Source organism: Brevundimonas sp. KH_060, from assembly GCF_057838275.1.
Genome location: NZ_CM174463.1, coordinates 3,086,836 through 3,103,564, shown reverse-complemented (window position 1 = coordinate 3,103,564; position 16,729 = coordinate 3,086,836). Strand labels below are relative to the sequence as shown.

The following is a 16,729-nucleotide window of genomic DNA, read 5'->3' as shown; positions in this document are numbered from 1 at the left end:
GTTCCAATCGCTCCCGCTACGGTCACAATCGCGCCAACTCGTCGCTTTGACGCAAGCGCGTCATTTCCCTTAGGAAAAACTCTGGCAGAACGATGAGGCGCGATCCGCAGCCTTTCGGACGCCGTCCCAAAATTCTTCGGAGATGATCGACACGCCCGTGCCCGCCAGCTTCCTTTTGCTCGTCATTCTCGTCCTGCCCTTCATCGGGGCCATGATCGCTTCGGGGTTGCCGCGTCACGCGCGCACCGCTGCGGCCATCCTGTCGTGGATCATCGCCCTGATCAGCGTCGGCTGTCTGGCGGTGCTCTGGCCCAGGTTCCAGGACGGCGAGGTTCTGAAGCTGACCCTGGCCTGGCTGCCGTCGCTGGGGGTCAATCTGACCATTCGCCTGGACGGCCTGTCCTGGCTGTTCAGCGCCCTGATCCTGGGGATCGGCGCGCTCGTGGTTCTGTATGCGCGCTATTACATGTCGCCGAAGGATCCGGTGCCGCGCTTCTTCTCCTTCCTGCTGGCCTTCATGGGCGCCATGCAGGGCGTGGTGCTGTCGGGCAACCTGATCCAGCTGGTCGTCTTCTGGGAGCTGACCAGCCTCTTCTCCTTCCTGCTGATCGGCTACTGGCACCAGAACGCCTCGGCGCGCGAGGGCGCGCGCATGGCCCTGTCGATCACGGCCACGGGCGGGGTGGCTCTGCTGGTCGGCATGATCCTGATCGGGCGTATCGTCGGCAGCTATGAGCTGGACGCCGTCATCGGCGCGCGCGACGTCATCCTGGCCAGCCCGCTCTATCCGGTCGCCCTGGGTCTGATCCTGATCGGCGCCCTGACCAAGAGCGCCCAGTTCCCGTTCCACATCTGGCTGCCGCGCGCCATGGCGGCGCCGACGCCGGTCAGCGCCTATCTGCACTCGGCCACCATGGTGAAGGCGGGCGTCTTCCTGCTGATGCGGTTCTGGCCCGTCTTCGGCGAGACCGAGATGTGGTATTTCGTGGTCGGCGGCCTGGGGCTGACGACCCTGCTGGTCGGCGCCTGGTGCGCCATCTTCCAGCACGACCTCAAGGGCCTGCTGGCCTATTCGACCATCAGCCACCTGGGCCTGATCTGCCTGTTGCTGGGGCTGGGGTCTGACCTGGGCGCGATCGCCGCCATCTTCCACACCATCAACCACGCCACCTTCAAGGCCTCCCTGTTCATGGCGGCGGGCATCATCGACCACGAGGCCGGCTCGCGCGACATGCGCAAGCTCAGCGGCCTGATCCGCTTCATGCCGATCACCGCCACCCTGGCCATGGTCGCCGCCGCCGCCATGGCGGGCGTGCCATTGCTGAACGGCTTCCTGTCCAAGGAGATGTTCCTGGCCGAGGCCCTGGCCAGCACCCAGACCTCGGCGCTGAACCAGGCGCTGCCGGTGTTGGCGACCCTGGCGAGCGCCTTCAGCGTCCTCTATTCGCTGCGCTTCATCCACAGCACCTTCTTCGGCCCGCCGCCGACCGAACTGGACCGCGTCCCGCATGAGCCGCCGGCTTGGATGCGGCGCCCGGTTGAAGTGCTGGTGGCCCTGTGTCTGCTGGTCGGGGTGTTCCCGGCCATCACCGTCGGCCCCTTCCTGCGCAGCGCGGCCGTGACCATGCTGGGCTTCGATCTGCCCTATTACAGCCTGGCCCTGTGGCACGGCTTCAACCTGCCGCTGCTGCTCAGCGTCATCGCCATGGCGGGCGGGATCTGCCTCTATGTCGTGTTCGGCAAGGCGCTGAACGCCAATCCGCGCGGTGGTCCCTGGGGCATGAAGCGGCTGAACGGCGGCTATCTGTTCGAGCGATCCCAGGTCATTCTGATGGACCTGTCGCAGTGGGTCGTGCGCCATCTGGGCGCGCAGCGCCTGCAGCCGCAACTGCGCCTGATCCTGCTGACGGCCCTGCTGTCGGCGGTGGTGGCGGCGGCGGGCGGCTTCGTGCTGACATGGCCCGAGTTCCGCGTTCCTCAGGCGCATAATCTGGCCTTCGCCGCGCTGTGGCTGGCGGGCGGGGCTTGCGCCCTGGCCGCCGCCTGGCAGGCCAAATATCACCGCCTGGCCGCCGTCATCCTGATGGGCGGGGCGGGCCTGGCCAGTTGTCTGACCTTCGTCTGGCTGTCGGCGCCCGATCTGGCCCTGACCCAGCTGGTGGTCGAGGTGGTGACGACGGTGTTGCTGCTGCTGGGTCTGCGTTGGCTGCCCAAGCGTCTGGTCGAGATCCACGTTCCCGAGTCCGAGCAACGCCGCGCGCGTTGGCGCCGTCGTCTGGATCGGGGGATCGCCATCTGCGCCGGCGCGGGCGTGGCCCTGATCGCCTGGGCCGTCATGGTCCGCCCGCCGGTGGAGGGTGTGTCGCGCTTCTTCGTCGAGAAGGCCTATGAGGAGGCGGGCGGACGCAACGTCGTCAACGTCATCCTGGTCGATTTCCGCGCCTTCGACACCTTCGGCGAGATCACCGTCCTGGGCGTCGTCGGCCTGACGGTTCTCGCCCTGTTGCGCCGCTTCCGTCCGGCCAGCGACAGTCTGTTCCAGCCGATGCAAAAGCGGGTTCAGGACGCCTCTGACCGCGCCCGTGAAGGCCGCACCGAGGGCGACACCCTCAGCGACACCATGATGATCCCCGGCGTGGTGATGCGCTGGTTGTTCCCCTTCATCATCCTTCTGGCCGTGCATCTGTTCCTGCGCGGGCATGACCTGCCCGGCGGCGGCTTCGCGGCGGGGGTGGCGCTGTCGATCGCCTTCATCCTGCAATACATGTCGTCCGGCGCTCGTTGGGTGGAGGAGCGGCTGGAGATCCGCCCCATTATCTGGATCGGCGTCGGCCTGCTGCTGGCCGCGCTCAGCGGAGCGGTGGGCTGGGTGTTCGACCAGCCCTTCCTGACCACCTATTTCCAGTACGCCGACCTGCCGCTGCTGGGCCGGGTGCCGTTGGCCAGCGCCGTCCTGTTCGACCTGGGCGTGGTGGTGCTGGTGGTGGGCGCCACGGTGCTGGTGCTGGTCGCCCTGGCCCACCAGTCGTTGCGCCGCGCGCGCATCGAGGAAGCTGAGGCTGAGGCCGAGGCGGAAGCCGAGCAGAAGGGAGGGGCGCAATGACCCAGATCGTCCTGGCCCTGGCCATAGGCGTCCTGACCGGCTCGGGCGTGTGGCTGATGCTGCGCCCACGCACCTTCCAGGTCATCATCGGTCTGTCGCTGGTCTCCTATGCGGTCAACCTGTTCATCTTCTCCATGGGGCGGCTGCGGTCGGCCGCGCCGCCGATCACCAGCAAGGGGGCGGAAGACCCCGCGCTCTACGCCGACCCGACGCCCCAGGCCCTGGTGCTGACGGCCATCGTCATCAGCTTCGCCCTGACGGCCCTGTTCCTGGTGGTGCTGCTCGCCTCGCGCGGCGAGACCGGCAGCGACCATGTCGACGGCCAGGAGGCGTCCGAATGACCGATTGGCAGGAACATCTGATCATCGGGCCGATCGTTCTGCCCATGGTCATCGCCGCGGCCATGCTGCTGTTCGACGAGCGCCGCCGCCTGCTGAAGGGCGGCCTCAGCCTGTTCGCCATGGCCGCCATCCTGGCCATGGCCCTGGCCCTGCTGCACGAGAGCGCGACCGGGGCGACGGGCGGGGGCGACACCGCCCGCGTCTATCAGTTGGGCGACTGGCCGGCGCCGTTCGGCATCGTCCTGGTGGCGGATCGCCTGTCGACGCTGATGGTGGCCCTGACCAGCGTCCTGGGCGCCTGCTCCATGATCTTCGCCCTGGCGCGATGGGACCGGGCGGGGCCGCGTTTCCACGCCCTGTTCCTGCTGCTCGTGATGGGGGTCAACGGGGCCTTCCTGACGGGCGACCTGTTCAACCTGTTCGTCTTCTTCGAGATCATGCTGGCGGCTTCCTACGGCCTGGCCCTGCATGGGTCGGGCGAGGCGCGCATCCGGGCGGGGCTGGCCTATATCGCCGTCAATCTGACGGCCTCCATGCTGTTCCTGATCGGGGTCAGCCTGATCTACGGCGTGACCGGCACGCTCAACATGGCCGATCTGGCCGTGCGCATCCCCCAGATCGCCGAGGCGGACCGGGGCCTGTTCCACGTCGGCGCGGCCATCCTGGGCGTGGCCTTCCTGACCAAGTGCGCCATGTGGCCGCTGGGCTTCTGGCTGACCACCACCTATTCGGCGGCCAGCGCCCCGGCCGCCGCCGTCTTCGCCATCCTGTCCAAGGTCGGCGCCTATGTGATCATCCGCCTCAGCTTCCTGCTGTTCGCGCCGGACAGCGGGGCCTCGGCCGGGTTTGGCCAACTGTGGATCCTGCTGGGCGGGCTGGCGACGATCGGCTTCGGCACGGCGGGGATCATCGCGGCGCGCGACCTGTCGATCGCCGCCGCCTACGCGGTCATCGTCTCGTCGGGCACGGTGCTGGCGGCTGTGGGCATAGGCGACGCCGATGTCCTGGGCGGGGCGGTCTTCTACCTGGTCGGATCGACCCTGGCCTGCGGCGCCCTGTTCATGCTGGCCGAGGTGCTGAACAGGGGCCAGGACCCCGGCGCGCGTTCGGGCCGCGCCGTCTTTGAGGATGAGTACATCGACCCCTTCGACGACGACGAGCGCAATGAGCCGGGTCTGGTGATTCCGGCGGCCGTGGCGGCCCTGGGCGGCGCCTTCCTGATCTCGACCCTGATGATCGCGGGCCTGCCGCCGTTGGCGGGGTTCATCGGCAAACTGGCCATGATGGGCGCCCTGTCGGGCGTCGGCGGCTGGGCGGGCTATGGCGTGATCGCGGCCCTGTCGCTGGCGTCGCTGGGCGCTCTGATCGGGCTGACGCGCCTGGGCATGGCGGCCCTGTGGGCGCGGGACGACGACGCCGAGCCGGCGGTCGTGGTCGGCGCCGCCGAAGGGGTGGCCATCGCCGGTCTGCTGGCGGCCTGCATCTTCCTGGCGATCTTCGGCGAGGCGGGCTTCGCCTATGCCGACCACACGGCCGACTGGCTGGTGCGGCCCGACGCCTATGTCCGCGCGGTGCTGGGAGGCGGCTCATGATCCGGTCGGTCCTGCCTCACCCCATTCTGTCGCTGGGCCTGTTCGGGGCCTCGGTGCTGCTCAGCGGATCGGCCGCGCCGCCGGCCCTGGCCCTGGCCCTGCTGATGGCTCTGGCCGCGCCCCACATCATGCGCGTTCTGGAGGTCGAGCCGGTTCGCGTCAGAAAGCCGCTGACCCTGCTGAGCTTCGCCCTGGTGGTGACGCGCGACATCATCCGGTCGAACTGGGAGGTGGCCCTGGTCGTCCTGGGGCTGAACGCCTCGCGCGACAGCCGCGTCTCGGGCTTCGTCCACATTCCGCTGGAGATGCGCGACCGTTACGGCCTGGCCGTTCTGGCGGTGATCATCACCAGCACGCCGGGCACCATCTGGGTCGAGTATGAGGATGCGACGGGCGTCCTGCTGCTGCACATCCTGGACCTGAACGACGAGGACGACTGGGCCGGCCGCATCAAGAACCGCTATGAGCGCCGCCTGATGGAGATCTTCGAATGACCGGCGCCGTCTTCTATTGGGCGTTGGTCCTGGCGCAGCTGTTCCTGGCCGGGGCGGCCCTGATCGGGGTCTGGCGCATCGCCAAGGGACCGCGCGCCCAGGACCGCATTCTGGGCCTGGACACTCTTTATCAGGCCGGGATGCTGCTGATCGTCGCCTTCGGCGTGCGGACGGGCAGCCATCTGTATTTCTATGCGGCCGTCATCATCGGCATGCTGGGCTTCACCTCTTCGGTCGCCCTGGCCAAATTCCTGATGCGCGGCGAGGTGATCGAATGAGCGGCTTTCCCGCCAATGTTCCGACCTGGGCGGCGCTGCTGGCGGCGGCGCTGGTGCTGGCCGGCTCCGGCCTGACCTTCATCGGCGCCTTGGGCCTGGTGCGGCTCAACACCTTCTACGAGCGGGTTCACGCCCCGACCCTGGGGGCGACGCTGGGCATGTTCCTGATCCTGGGCGGGTCGGTGGTCTATTTCACTGCGGCCGAGGGGCGGTTCATGCCGGTCGAGCTGCTGGTGGCCGTCTTCTTCACGGTGACGACGCCGGTGACGCTGATCATCCTGGCGCGCGCGGCCCTGTTCCGTGACCGGACCGATCGTTCCGGCGACGGGGTGCGGGTGCCGCTGGAGGGCGAGTGCGCCGGGGTGGTCCGCACGCCGCCGGACCTGACGGCTATTGATCCTCGTCGAAGCGACGGGCCACAAGGTCAGTAAGGGCGGCGACCGCCTCAGCGGCGTCAGGCCCCTCGGCCTTCACTTCGACGCCGCAGCCGATCCCGGCGCCCAGCATCAGCAGACCCATGATCGAGCGGGCGTCCACGGTCACGCCGTCGCGCGTCACCTGGATCTCGGATTCGAACTCCGAGGCCAGTTTGACGAACTTGGCCGAGGCGCGGGCGTGCAGGCCGCGCTGGTTGCAGATGTTCAGGACCGCCTGGGCGGATAAAGCGACGTCGCTCATTTCTCGCCCGCCAGCACCCACGACGCCACCGAAATGTATTTGCGGCCCGCGTCCTGGGCGTGGGCCACGCAGGCCTCCAGCGTCTCGCGGCCGCGGACGCTGGCCAGTTTGATCAGCATGGGCAGGTTCAGCCCGGCGATGACCTCGGCGCCGGTCTGCTCCATCACCGAGATGGCCAGGTTGGACGGCGTGCCGCCGAACATGTCGGTCAGCAGGATGACGCCCTCGCCTTCATCGACGGCGGCGGCGGCGTCGACGATGTCGCGGCGGCGCCGCTCCATGTCGTCGTCAGGGCCGATGCAGATGGCGGCGACGCCGCGCTGCGGCCCCACCACGTGCTCCATCGCCGACAGGAATTCGGAGGCCAGGCCCCCGTGGGTGACGATCACCAGCCCGATCATATAGGCTTCACCAAAGACATCCCCAGCTCGCCTCGACGAGCGACAAGCCTCGTTTCATAGGGCAATCGCGGCGCGGATCAAAGGGCGCCGTCGTCGCGCCGTTGCGGAAGCGTTGCGACGACGTCCATCGCCGCCGCGACGACCAGAGGCGCCGAGGCTGGACGCGGGTCCAGAACCAGGCGTGGAATCGCGATTCCGTCGATCACGTCCTGGGCGGCTTCGGGCATCCGCTCGACCGGTTCATGGGTCAGACGCAGCGACAGGGCGATCCGCGTCAGGGGCCGGAAAGGCTGGCTGACGACGCCCAGGCCGCGCACCTCCATCCGCCCGGCGATGGTCGCGGGCGCGGCGGCGTAGAGGGCGCCCTCGCAGGCGAAGACCTCGACCCAGTCGTCGCCGACCAGTCGCCAGCCGTTCTGCATCAGCCGCAGGGCCAGGTCGCTCTTGCCGACGCCGGATCGTCCCTGGATCAATACGCCGCGCCAGGCGCCGCCGAGCCGGAGCGCGGCGACGGTAGCGTGCAGAGGCTGGCGCGGCGTTGTCATGAGCGCTTGCCCGTTGCTGGCAATCGCACCTCGAAGAGGGCGCCGACGACGGCGCCGTCGGGGCCGGTGCGGTTCTCGGCGTGGACGTGTCCGCCGTGGGCGTCGATGATCTGGCGCACGATGGCCAGGCCCAGGCCCGAGTTGGCGCCGAAGGCCGTGCCCTTGGGCCGCGAGGTGTAGAAGCGTTCGAACACCGTCTCCAGGTTTTCAGCCGGGATGCCGGGGCCGTCGTCTTCGACGCGGATGCGCAGGGGCAGGTCGGGCTGACTGTCGTCGCGTTCCAGGCTGACGCGAACTTCGCCGCCAGGCGGGCTGAAGGAGCGGGCGTTGTCGATCAGGTTGCGGAACACCTGGCCCAGAGGAATGTCGCGGCCGATGACGCGGGCGCTGTCGGCGGTCAGGACGAAGCGCACCGGGGGCTCGCCCGGCTTCTGACCGGCCTCATAGACGCCGATGATGTCGCCCAGCAGTTCCTTCAGGTCGATGGCGCGCGGGCGGTCGCGCGACAGTTCGGCGTCCAGACGCGAGGCGTTGGAGATGTCGGTGATCAGGCGATCCAGCCGCCGCACGTCCTGCTGCAGCAGATTGGTCAGGCGGGCCCGCTGCTCGTCGGTCTTGACCAGGGGCAGAGTCTCCAGCGCCGAGCGGATCGAGGTCAGGGGGTTCTTGATCTCGTGGCTGACGTCGGCGGCGAAGCGCTCGATGGCGTCCATGCGCGTCGACAGGGTGTCGGTCATGGACTCAAGCGCGCGAGCCAGGTCGCCGATCTCGTCGCGGCGGTCCTCGAGGTCGGGCAGGGAGATGGCGCGGGCGCGCTGCAGGCGCACCTGGTCCGCCGCCGCCGACAGCCGCATCACCGGCCGCGCCACGAACAGGTGCAGCACCAGCGACGCCAGCAGGTTCACCGCCAGGGCCACCAGGGCGAAGGGCATCAGGGCGCGGCGTTGCGCGTCCAGGGTGGCGTTGACGTCGCCCGCTTCCAGGGTCAGCACGCCCAGGACCTGCTGCACATGGCGCACGGGCAGGGAGACGGAGACGACGCGCTCGCCCTCTTCATTGCGGCGGATGGCGGCTTGGGGCGTGCCCTGCAGGGCGCGCTCGACCTCGGCCGACAGTTCGGAGTCGGCGCGGGCCAAACGCGCGGTTTCGCGGCGTGAAGGCTCGGTCGGGGCCAGGGCCGTGCCCGCCGGGTTGGCCGGAGGCAGGGGGGCGCCGGGGATGGCGTCGCTGACCCGATAGGAGTCCGACACCTCGATCCCGTCCATGTCGAACAGGCGGGCGCGCTGGCCTGCCGGGATGAAGTTGTCGCGCAGCCACAGGGCGGCCGCACGGTCATCCAGCATGGGATAGGGGTCGCCCTGGGTGATGCCCAGTTCGCCCAGGACGTTGGCCAGCAGTTCAGCCTGAACGCCCAGCGATTCCTGGCGCGCCTCGATCAGACCGCGCCGCCACTCGTTCAGCAGTAGGGCGCCGCCGAACAGGATCAGCAGGCTGAGAAGATTGAGGGCCAGGATGAAGCCGCCCAGGCGCGATCCGCCGAAGCGGAATCGGCGCCGCGCCGGGGCGTCTTCAGGTTCAGCTCTCGCGGTAGCGGTATCCGACGCCATACAGGGTCTCGATAGCGTCGAACTCAGGGTCGACCATGCGGAACTTCTTTCGCATCCGTTTCACATGGCTGTCGATGGTGCGGTCGTCGACATAGACCTGATCGTCATAGGCGGCGTCCATCAGATTGTCGCGGCTCTTCACGAAACCCGGGCGCTGAGCCAGGGCTTGCAGCAGCAGGAACTCGGTGACGGTCAGCTTGACCGGACGGCCGTCCCAGGTCGATTCATGGCGCGCCGGGTCCATCGACAGCTTGCCGCGCTTGATCGCCTTGCCGGCTTCGACGGCGGCAGGATCGATCGGGTCGAGGCCTTCCACGCCCGCGCGGCGCAGCAGGGCCTTCACCCGTTCAATCAGCAGGCGCTGGCTGAAGGGCTTGTGGATGTAGTCGTCGGCGCCGAGGTTGAAGCCGAGGATCTCGTCGATCTCCTCGTCCTTGGACGTCAGCATGATGACCGGAATGCTGGAGGTCTGGCGCAGACGGCGCAGCACTTCCATGCCGTCCATACGGGGCATCTTGACGTCCAGGATGGCCAGGTCCGGCGGGGTGGCCTCCAACGCTTCCAGGCCCGAGGCGCCGTCGTGATAGGCGGTCACCGTATGGCCGTGGCTTTCCAGCGCCAGAGAGACGGAGGCCACGATGTTCTCGTCGTCGTCGACCAGGGTGATGTTAGCCAAGGGCTTCTCCTTAGTGCGGGCGGGTCGATCGCGTGATCGGCCGCCGTATCCGGTAACGCGCGGCAAGCGTAACCGTTCTATGCATTCGCGGTGACTTTACGGCCACTGCAAAATGGTTTGCGCGACTCTGCCTTTCAACCCGTGCGAGGAAAAGGCGAAACCTCGCCTTAAAGCCTGGAAAGTCAGAATAGCCGTCTTGCTGTCCACGAAGGTGCCATGGCCGGTCCCGTTCACTACGAAATTTACATCCGACGCACGCCGCCGGACGACTGGTCTCTGTCGCAGGCCATGGAGGACCGCCGCCGCGCCATGGAGACGGCCGAGGATCTGATGCGCGACCGTCAGGCTGTGGCCGTGCGCGTCACCAAGGAGACCTTGGACCCCGAGACCATGGAGTTCGCCAGCGTTGTCGTCCTGACGCGCGGCGCGCCGGAACTGAAGCGCAAGCGCCCTGCGCCGGTCGAGCCGCGCGGCCCTTCCTGTCGTGGGGTGCAGGACCTCTACGCCCCCCATGCGCGCGAGACCATTGGCCGCATCCTGGAGGACTGGTTGGGGCGCCAGGGCGCGACGGCCTTCGAACTGCTGCATCGGCCGGATCTGGCCGAGCGGCTGGAAGCCTCCGGCGTGGAGTTGCAGCACGCCATCCAGAAGGTCGCCGTGCCCGAGGCTCAGGCCGTTCCCGGCCAGTCGGTGCATGAGTTGATGCGCCACTATCAGCGCCTGGCCGAACAGGCGATCGAGCGGCTGCTGAAGGCGGGCCGCAGCCGAACGTTTGCGGATCTGGAGACGCGGTCCGTCGCGGATCTGGCGCACAGTCTCGTCGGCGCGGCGGATCGGGCTTTTCTCATGGGCGGCGCGGTGGCCGGGTCGCTGCGCGCCCTGACGGGCGCGCGGGCGCGGCTGGAGCGGCTGATGGACATCTGCGACCGGGCGCCGCTTGAGGGGCCGCCGCGCGCCCTGGTGTTCGTCGCGGTCGAGCAGATCCTGTGCGAGCTTCTGGGATCGCGCGCGGGTCTGGCGCAAATTCTCGGCCCCGGCCTGGATCAGGGCTCCAGCCTGGCGGCGGCGGTGCGTATGGTCGCGCCGCGCGAGGTCGGAGCCATCCTCGCTCATGACCCGCGCCTGACCCTGTTGGTGCCGCCGGTCGAAGGCCCGCCCGCGCGACTGGGCGAGCGGTTGGCGGCAGGGGAGTTCCCTCTGTTGGCGGCGGCCCTGGCGCGGATGGTGCTGCGCGAGCTGATGAGCCAACGCCGCCTGCGGCCGGGCGATGCGGTAGGCGAGATCGACATTCTGCGCGCCCTGGCCACGGCCCTGACGGCCACGGCGGGACGGCTGCTGACTCTGGAAGAGGTGCAGACCGCCTTCATCGAACGCTCGCGCAGCCTGGTCGCCGCCGATTTCGTCGCCGCCTATGTCGCCGACTGCACGTCCGTCCTGGCCGAGGCGGAGCGCCTGACCCGTCTGTGCGAGAACGTCACCGGCGGCGCCAACAAGCGGGCGGCCGCGCGCTGGCTGGACGCCTGCGTCGCCTCCCTGCGCTTCGAGACCGAGTTGCGCGGTCGCCTGACGACCGATGCCGCGCCGCCGGGGCAGCGTCTGCTGTCGCTGGTCATTCTGCAACGGTCGGTGCGTAACGCGGGCCTGCCCGAGCGCGAGACCCAGGCTGTCGTCGACGCCCTGGGCCTGGTCGGAGGCGCGGTCGAGGCCGACGCCCGGCTGACGACGCAGATCGCTCGCGCGCCGGCGCCGATCCCTCAGAAGCTGGCGGCCCTGTTGAGGCTGGCGGCGGCGGAAACGGGACCGACCGGCCCGGTCGCTGAACGCGCACGCGCCGAAGCGGTGCGGTTGATGCGCGCGCCGGACACCCGCGCCGCCCTGGGGGCGGAGCCGCAGGCGGTGCTGACCCTGCGGCCCCTGATGCAGGCGGTCGGCCTGGCGGCCTGACCGCCCTTCGGCGTCAGTCGAAGATGTCGAAGATGTCCAACCGCTTCTTCTTCTTGCGGTAGTGGTAGTCGTCGTCGCGGCGACGGTCGTGGTCATAGCGGTCGTCGCGATGGCGCGGCGGCTCGCGATAGGTCGGCTGGGCTCCCCAGGGCTGCTGAGGTTGGGCCGGTTGCGGCGGCGGGACGTGGGTCGGGGCGGCGGGCGCGGACGCGCGGCCCTCATCGCCGGCGGCGGCCATCAGCTTTTCCAGTTCGCCGCGATCCAGCCAGACGCCGCGACAGGTCGGGCACATGTCGAACTGGACGCCGTGGCGGTCCAGCGTCTGCATGGGCGCATTGTCGTTGGGACACATCAGCAGGGGCATGAAATCCTCTTTCGTCGTTGAATGCGGTCCGACATCACGCCGCCGAAGCGCCGCCAGAGGGGCCCGTCCCGCTACAGCAAAAGAGGTAGGGATCGCCCGCCCCCGCGACAACGCGCCGCGTCGCCGCAGGGCCCTGTTTTCACGCGATCAGCAGTGCTGGCCAGCCGCCCAGCCCGACGACCAGGCCCACTGGAAGTTGTAGCCGCCCAGCCAGCCGGTCACGTCCGCGACCTCGCCGATGAAGAACAGGCCGGGGACGGTCTTGGCCTCCATCGTCTGTTGATCGAGGGCGGCGGTATCGACCCCGCCCAGCGTCACCTCGGCGGTGCGATAGCCTTCGGAGCCGACCGGCTTGACCGTCCAGGCGTTGACCGCCTCGGCCAGGGCGCGCAGCTTCTTGTCGCCGACCTCGGCCAGCTTACCCGAAAGGTTTTCGAGCACGCACAGGGCTTCGGCCAGACGACGCGGCACGACGTGGCCGACGGCCGTATGGACCGCCTGCTTGCCGTTTTCGGTCTTGGCGGCCAGAATTTCGGCCGCTGCGTCGCGGTCAGGCGCCAGATCGACGGTGATCGCCTCGCCCTCGCGCCAGTAGGAGCTGATCTGCAGGATCGACGGCCCCGACAGGCCGCGATGGGTGAACAGCAGGCCCTCGCGGAAGACGGTTTCCTTGGTCGGGCGGCCAGGGCCTGCGTCCTTGGGCGCCTTGTGCCGCACGACCGCGTCGACCGTTACCCCCGCCAGTGGCTTCAACTGTTCCAGCAGCCCCGGCTCGAACGTCAGGGGGACCAGCGCAGGCCGGGTGTCGGTGACGCGCAGACCGAACCGCCGCGCGACCTCATAGCCCCAGCCGGTGGCTCCCATCTTGGGAATGGACTTGCCGCCGGTCGCCACGACCAGCGACGCCGCTGTCACCCGCGAGCCGTCGTCCAGATCGACCTGAAACCGATCGCCCGCGCGCTCTACCGCCTTGACGCCGAGGCCCAGCGACAGGGTGACGCCCGCCGCCTTCATCTCGTCCGTCAGCATGCGGATGATTTGCTTGGCGCTGTCGTCGCAGAACAGCTGACCGAGGGTTTTCTCGTGCCAGGCGATGCCGTGGCGATCGACCATCTTGATGAAGTCGTGCTGGGTGAAGCGCCGCAGGGCCGACAGGGCGAAGCGCGGATTCTCGCCCAGGAAGTTGGCGCCGCCGGTTCCCAGATTGGTGAAGTTGCAGCGCCCGCCGCCCGAGATGCGGATCTTCTCACCCGGCGCGCGGGCGTGGTCGATTACGCGCACGCGGCGACCGCGCTTGCCCGCCTCGATGGCGCACATCATGCCGGCCGCGCCGGCGCCGACGATCAGGACGTCGATGTCTGAAGACTTCATCGCCCCGCCCTAGCAGGCGCAGGCCCCGCCAGGGAAGGGCGCGTAGCGATGCCCTACAGGCCTAGCATGGCCCGATAGGTCGGATGCACCTGATCGGCGTATTCCGGGTGCTTCTTCAGATAGCTGGAGAAGAAGGGGCAGGTCGGCAGGATCAGCAGGTCTTTCGCCTTCAGATCGGCCAGGACGTGCTTGGCCATGCGGCTGGCGATGCCGCGCCCTTCCAGCGGGACCGGCACGAGGGTCTCGGTGATCAGGCGCCCGCCCGCGACGGGGTTGTAGATGACCACGGCGGTCTCGCCGTCGACGTCCAGCTCGTAGCGCTTGGCTTCTTCGTTGTCGCGGATTTCGGGATCCAGGCTCATGTCACATCCTTGTTCAGAGATAAGGGCTTGCTCGAAGAAATGGATTTAGTGCGCGTCGTCCCAGTTGCCAGCGGCCTTGGCTTCGACATCCAGCGGAACGCTCAGGGCCACGGCCGGTTCAGCGGCGGTCTCCATCACGCGGCGGATGATGGCGACGGCGCGTTCGGCCTCGGCCTCGGGGGCTTCGAACACCAGTTCGTCGTGAACCTGAAGCAGCATCCGGGTCTGGAAGCCCGCATCAAACAGGGCGCCCGGCATGCGGATCATGGCGCGGCGGATGATGTCGGCGGCGGCGCCCTGGATCGGGGCGTTGATGGCCGCACGCTCGCCGAACTGGCGCTCGGCGCCGGACTTGGAATGGATGGCCGGAATGTGGATGCGCCGCCCGAAGACGGTGGTGACGAAGCCCTGCTCTTTCACCAGCGCCTTGGTCTTGTCCATGTAGTCGCGGATGCCGGGGAAGCGCTCGAAATAGGTCTTGATGTAGGCCCCGGCCTCACCTTGTTCGATGCCCAGCTGGGCGGCCAAGCCGAAGGCGCTGATGCCGTAGATGATGCCGAAGTTGATGGCCTTGGCCCGGCGGCGCGTCTCGCTGGGCATCCCTTCGACCGGGACGCCGAACATTTCGGACGCGGTAGCGGCGTGAATGTCGAGGCCGTTTTTGAAGGCGCGCTTCAGCTCGGGAATGTCGCCGATGTGGGCCAGCAGGCGCAGTTCGATCTGGCTGTAGTCGGCGCTGATCAGCACATGACCGGGCGAAGCGATGAAGGCCTGACGGATCTGGCGGCCCGTCTCGGTGCGGATCGGGATGTTCTGCAGGTTGGGGTCGGATGAGGCCAGACGCCCCGTCGTCGCCGCCGCCAGTTGGTATGAGGTGTGGACCCGGTTCGTCTGCGGGTCCATCGCCGCCACCAGGGCGTCGGTGTAGGTGCCCTTCAGCTTGGACAGCTGGCGCCAGTCCAGGATGGTGCGGGGCAGGGGATGGTTCTGGGCCAGCTCTTCCAGCACGCTGGCGTCGGTGCCCCACTGGCCGCTGGCGGTCTTCTTGCCGCCGGGCAGGTTCATCTCGCCGAACAGGATCTCGCCGATCTGGCGCGGGCTGCCGACGTTGAACGGGCGGCCGGCCAGCTTGTGCGCCTCTTCCTCCAGCTCGGCCATGCGCTGGCCGAAAGTCGAGGACAGGGAACGCAGCCGGTCGGGATCGACCCGCACGCCGGCCCGCTCCATGTCGGCCAGAACGGCGGGCATGCCGCGCTCCAGCGTCTCATAGACGCTCGACAGGCCCTCGGCCGCCAGACGCGGCTTCAGCAGGCGGTGCAGGCGCAGGGTCACGTCCGCATCTTCGGCGGCGTAGCAGACGGCCGATTTCAGCTCGACGTGCTTGAAGCTCTTCTGGCTCTTGCCGGTCCCGGCCACGCTCTTGAACGGGATGGGCTCATGACCGAGGTGCAGCCGCGCCAGTTCGTCCATGCCGTGGCCGTGCAGACCGCCTTCGAGGACGTAGGAGATCAGCATCACGTCGTCGATCGGGGCGACGCGCACGCCGCGCCGGGCCATGACGGCGAGGTCGTATTTGATGTTCTGGCCGACCTTCAGGACCGACGGGTCTTCCAGCAGGTCTTTCAGCCGGGCCAGGGCCGTCGGCTTGTCGATCTGTTGCAGGGGCGGGCGCGCATCGCCGCCGTCGCCGAAGTCCAGGCCGCCGTCTCCGGTCGGCTCGTGCTCATGCGTCAGGGGGATGTAGCAGGCCTCGTTCGGCCCGACCGCCAGCGACACGCCGCACAGCCCGGCGTGGGTCGAAGACAGGGCGTCGGTCTCGGTGTCGAAGCCGACCACGCCCGCCGCCTTCGCCCGCGCGATCCAACGGTCGAGGCCTTCCAGCGTCTGTACGCACTCATAGCGCTCCCGGTCGAAGGCGTGGGTGTCGACGGGGGCGGCGACCTCGGTCTGGCCATAGCGCGGCGTGGCCACGGGGGCTGTCGGCTGACGGGTGAAGGCGGAGCCTTCCTTCTGCGGCGCCTTGCCGTCGCCGACGCGGCGGGCCAGCGAACGGAACTCCATCGTCTCCAGGAAGGTCGACAGAGCCTCGGGGTCGGGGTCGCGGATGATGAAGTCGTCGATCGGTTCGGGGATCGGCGCGTCGCAGGTCAGCTTCACCAGTTCGCGCGACAGGCGGATCTGGTCGGCGAAGTTGATCAGGGTCTCGCGGCGCTTGGGCTGCTTGATCTCGCCCGCGCGGGCCAGAAGGGTGTCCAGATCGCCGTATTCGTGGATCAGCTGGGCCGCCGTTTTGGGGCCGATGCCGGGGGCGCCGGGCACGTTGTCGACGCTGTCGCCGATCAGCGCCTGAACCTCGACCACCTTGTCGGGCGTGACGCCGAACTTCTCGAACACGGCCTCTTCTTCGAGGCGGCGGTCCTTCATCGGGTCGTACATGACCACGCCGTCGCCGATCAGCTGCATCAGATCCTTGTCGGAGCTGACGATCACCGCCTCGCCGCCCGCATCGCGGGCCTGACAGGCATAGGTGGCGATCAGGTCGTCGGCCTCATAGCCGGCCATCTCGACGCAGTGGACGCCGAAGGCCTTGGTCGCCTCGCGCACCAGGGGAAACTGCGGGACCAGATCCTCAGGCGCCGGGGGGCGGTGGGCCTTGTATTGATCATAGAGATCGTTGCGGAAGGTCTTCTCAGAGTGGTCGAAGACGGCGACCAGGTGCGTCGGCCCGTCCTCGCCCTTCATGTCCTTCAGCAGCTTCCACAGCATGTTGCAGTAGCCCTGCACGGCGCCCACGGGCAGGCCGTCCGACTTGCGGGTCAGCGGGGGCAGGGCGTGATAGGCGCGGAAGATGTAGGCCGAGGCGTCGATCAACCACAGCCGCAGGGGCGGCCCGTCTTGCGTGAGGGGGCGGGCGGCGGATTCGGCGGGCGCGTCGGTCATGGCGCGAACATAGGGGGCGGCGACGCCCCCGTC

At 68.6% G+C, this 16,729-nt stretch carries 16 protein-coding genes; 7 read left to right on the top strand and 9 right to left on the bottom strand.

Annotated features, from left to right (window positions below; genetic code table 11):
• The first annotated feature begins 142 nt into the window (after positions 1-142).
• Genes AC3IPP_RS15350 through mnhG form a run of 6 tightly spaced genes read left to right on the top strand, consistent with a single transcriptional unit; the run spans position 143 to position 6,239 of the window.
• Positions 143-3,103 carry a monovalent cation/H+ antiporter subunit A gene (locus AC3IPP_RS15350; RefSeq protein ID WP_489149581.1) on the top strand — a complete coding sequence of 987 codons (2,961 nt, stop codon included), beginning with the start codon at positions 143-145 and terminating at the stop codon, positions 3,101-3,103.
• Complete coding sequence (locus AC3IPP_RS15345; RefSeq protein ID WP_087139160.1) at positions 3,100-3,444, top strand: Na+/H+ antiporter subunit C; 345 nt, start codon at positions 3,100-3,102, stop codon at positions 3,442-3,444. Before AC3IPP_RS15350 ends, AC3IPP_RS15345 begins: the two co-directional genes overlap by 4 nt.
• Positions 3,441-5,036: a monovalent cation/H+ antiporter subunit D gene (locus AC3IPP_RS15340; RefSeq protein ID WP_489149580.1), complete on the top strand. Its 1,596-nt coding sequence runs from the start codon at positions 3,441-3,443 to the stop codon at positions 5,034-5,036. The genes AC3IPP_RS15345 and AC3IPP_RS15340 overlap by 4 nt, the downstream gene beginning before the upstream one ends.
• Complete coding sequence (locus tag AC3IPP_RS15335) at positions 5,033-5,530, top strand: Na+/H+ antiporter subunit E (RefSeq protein WP_489149579.1); 498 nt, start codon at positions 5,033-5,035, stop codon at positions 5,528-5,530. The genes AC3IPP_RS15340 and AC3IPP_RS15335 overlap by 4 nt, the downstream gene beginning before the upstream one ends.
• A complete protein-coding gene (locus AC3IPP_RS15330; protein ID WP_087139157.1) occupies positions 5,527-5,808 on the top strand; it encodes a K+/H+ antiporter subunit F in 282 nt (93 codons plus the stop codon). The genes AC3IPP_RS15335 and AC3IPP_RS15330 overlap by 4 nt, the downstream gene beginning before the upstream one ends.
• Entirely contained in the window at positions 5,805-6,239 is a 435-nt protein-coding gene (gene mnhG / locus AC3IPP_RS15325; protein WP_087139156.1) for a monovalent cation/H(+) antiporter subunit G, read from the top strand. The genes AC3IPP_RS15330 and mnhG overlap by 4 nt, the downstream gene beginning before the upstream one ends.
• Here the strand turns inward: mnhG and AC3IPP_RS15320 are convergent.
• The 5 genes from AC3IPP_RS15320 to chvI form a co-directional block, all read right to left on the bottom strand.
• Positions 6,199-6,486 (bottom strand): HPr family phosphocarrier protein, encoded by a 288-nt coding sequence (locus AC3IPP_RS15320; protein WP_489149578.1) that lies wholly within the window; start codon positions 6,484-6,486, stop codon positions 6,199-6,201. The genes mnhG and AC3IPP_RS15320 overlap by 41 nt on opposite strands.
• Positions 6,483-6,887 (bottom strand): PTS sugar transporter subunit IIA, encoded by a 405-nt coding sequence (locus AC3IPP_RS15315; RefSeq protein ID WP_087139154.1) that lies wholly within the window; start codon positions 6,885-6,887, stop codon positions 6,483-6,485. Before AC3IPP_RS15315 ends, AC3IPP_RS15320 begins: the two co-directional genes overlap by 4 nt.
• Positions 6,888-6,964: 77 nt before the next feature.
• Positions 6,965-7,432: an HPr kinase/phosphorylase gene (locus AC3IPP_RS15310; protein WP_087139153.1), complete on the bottom strand. Its 468-nt coding sequence runs from the start codon at positions 7,430-7,432 to the stop codon at positions 6,965-6,967.
• Positions 7,429-9,039 (bottom strand): two-component sensor histidine kinase ChvG, encoded by a 1,611-nt coding sequence (gene chvG / locus AC3IPP_RS15305; protein WP_489149577.1) that lies wholly within the window; start codon positions 9,037-9,039, stop codon positions 7,429-7,431. Before chvG ends, AC3IPP_RS15310 begins: the two co-directional genes overlap by 4 nt.
• Positions 9,008-9,715, bottom strand: coding sequence for a two-component response regulator ChvI (gene chvI / locus AC3IPP_RS15300; RefSeq protein WP_087139151.1), 708 nt, complete (start codon positions 9,713-9,715; stop codon positions 9,008-9,010). The genes chvG and chvI overlap by 32 nt, the downstream gene beginning before the upstream one ends.
• Before the next feature lie 216 nt (positions 9,716-9,931).
• Here chvI and AC3IPP_RS15295 point away from each other — a divergent pair, with 216 nt between their 5' ends.
• Positions 9,932-11,659, top strand: coding sequence for a hypothetical protein (locus AC3IPP_RS15295; RefSeq protein WP_087139150.1), 1,728 nt, complete (start codon positions 9,932-9,934; stop codon positions 11,657-11,659).
• A gap of 13 nt (positions 11,660-11,672) precedes the next feature.
• On the opposite strand, the gene AC3IPP_RS15290 is transcribed toward AC3IPP_RS15295, so the two are convergent.
• From AC3IPP_RS15290 to polA, 4 genes are all read right to left on the bottom strand, one after another.
• Positions 11,673-12,023 carry a TFIIB-type zinc ribbon-containing protein gene (locus AC3IPP_RS15290; RefSeq protein WP_087139149.1) on the bottom strand — a complete coding sequence of 117 codons (351 nt, stop codon included), beginning with the start codon at positions 12,021-12,023 and terminating at the stop codon, positions 11,673-11,675.
• A 147-nt stretch (positions 12,024-12,170) separates the two neighbouring features.
• Positions 12,171-13,394: a BaiN/RdsA family NAD(P)/FAD-dependent oxidoreductase gene (locus AC3IPP_RS15285; RefSeq protein ID WP_489149576.1), complete on the bottom strand. Its 1,224-nt coding sequence runs from the start codon at positions 13,392-13,394 to the stop codon at positions 12,171-12,173.
• A 53-nt stretch (positions 13,395-13,447) separates the two neighbouring features.
• Entirely contained in the window at positions 13,448-13,756 is a 309-nt protein-coding gene (locus tag AC3IPP_RS15280; protein WP_489149575.1) for a GNAT family N-acetyltransferase, read from the bottom strand.
• Positions 13,757-13,801: 45 nt separating this feature from the next.
• The gene (gene polA, locus AC3IPP_RS15275; protein ID WP_489149574.1) at positions 13,802-16,696 is read right to left on the bottom strand and encodes a DNA polymerase I; all 2,895 of its coding nucleotides are present in this window, start codon (positions 16,694-16,696) and stop codon (positions 13,802-13,804) included.
• Between the last annotated feature and the right edge of the window lie 33 nt (positions 16,697-16,729).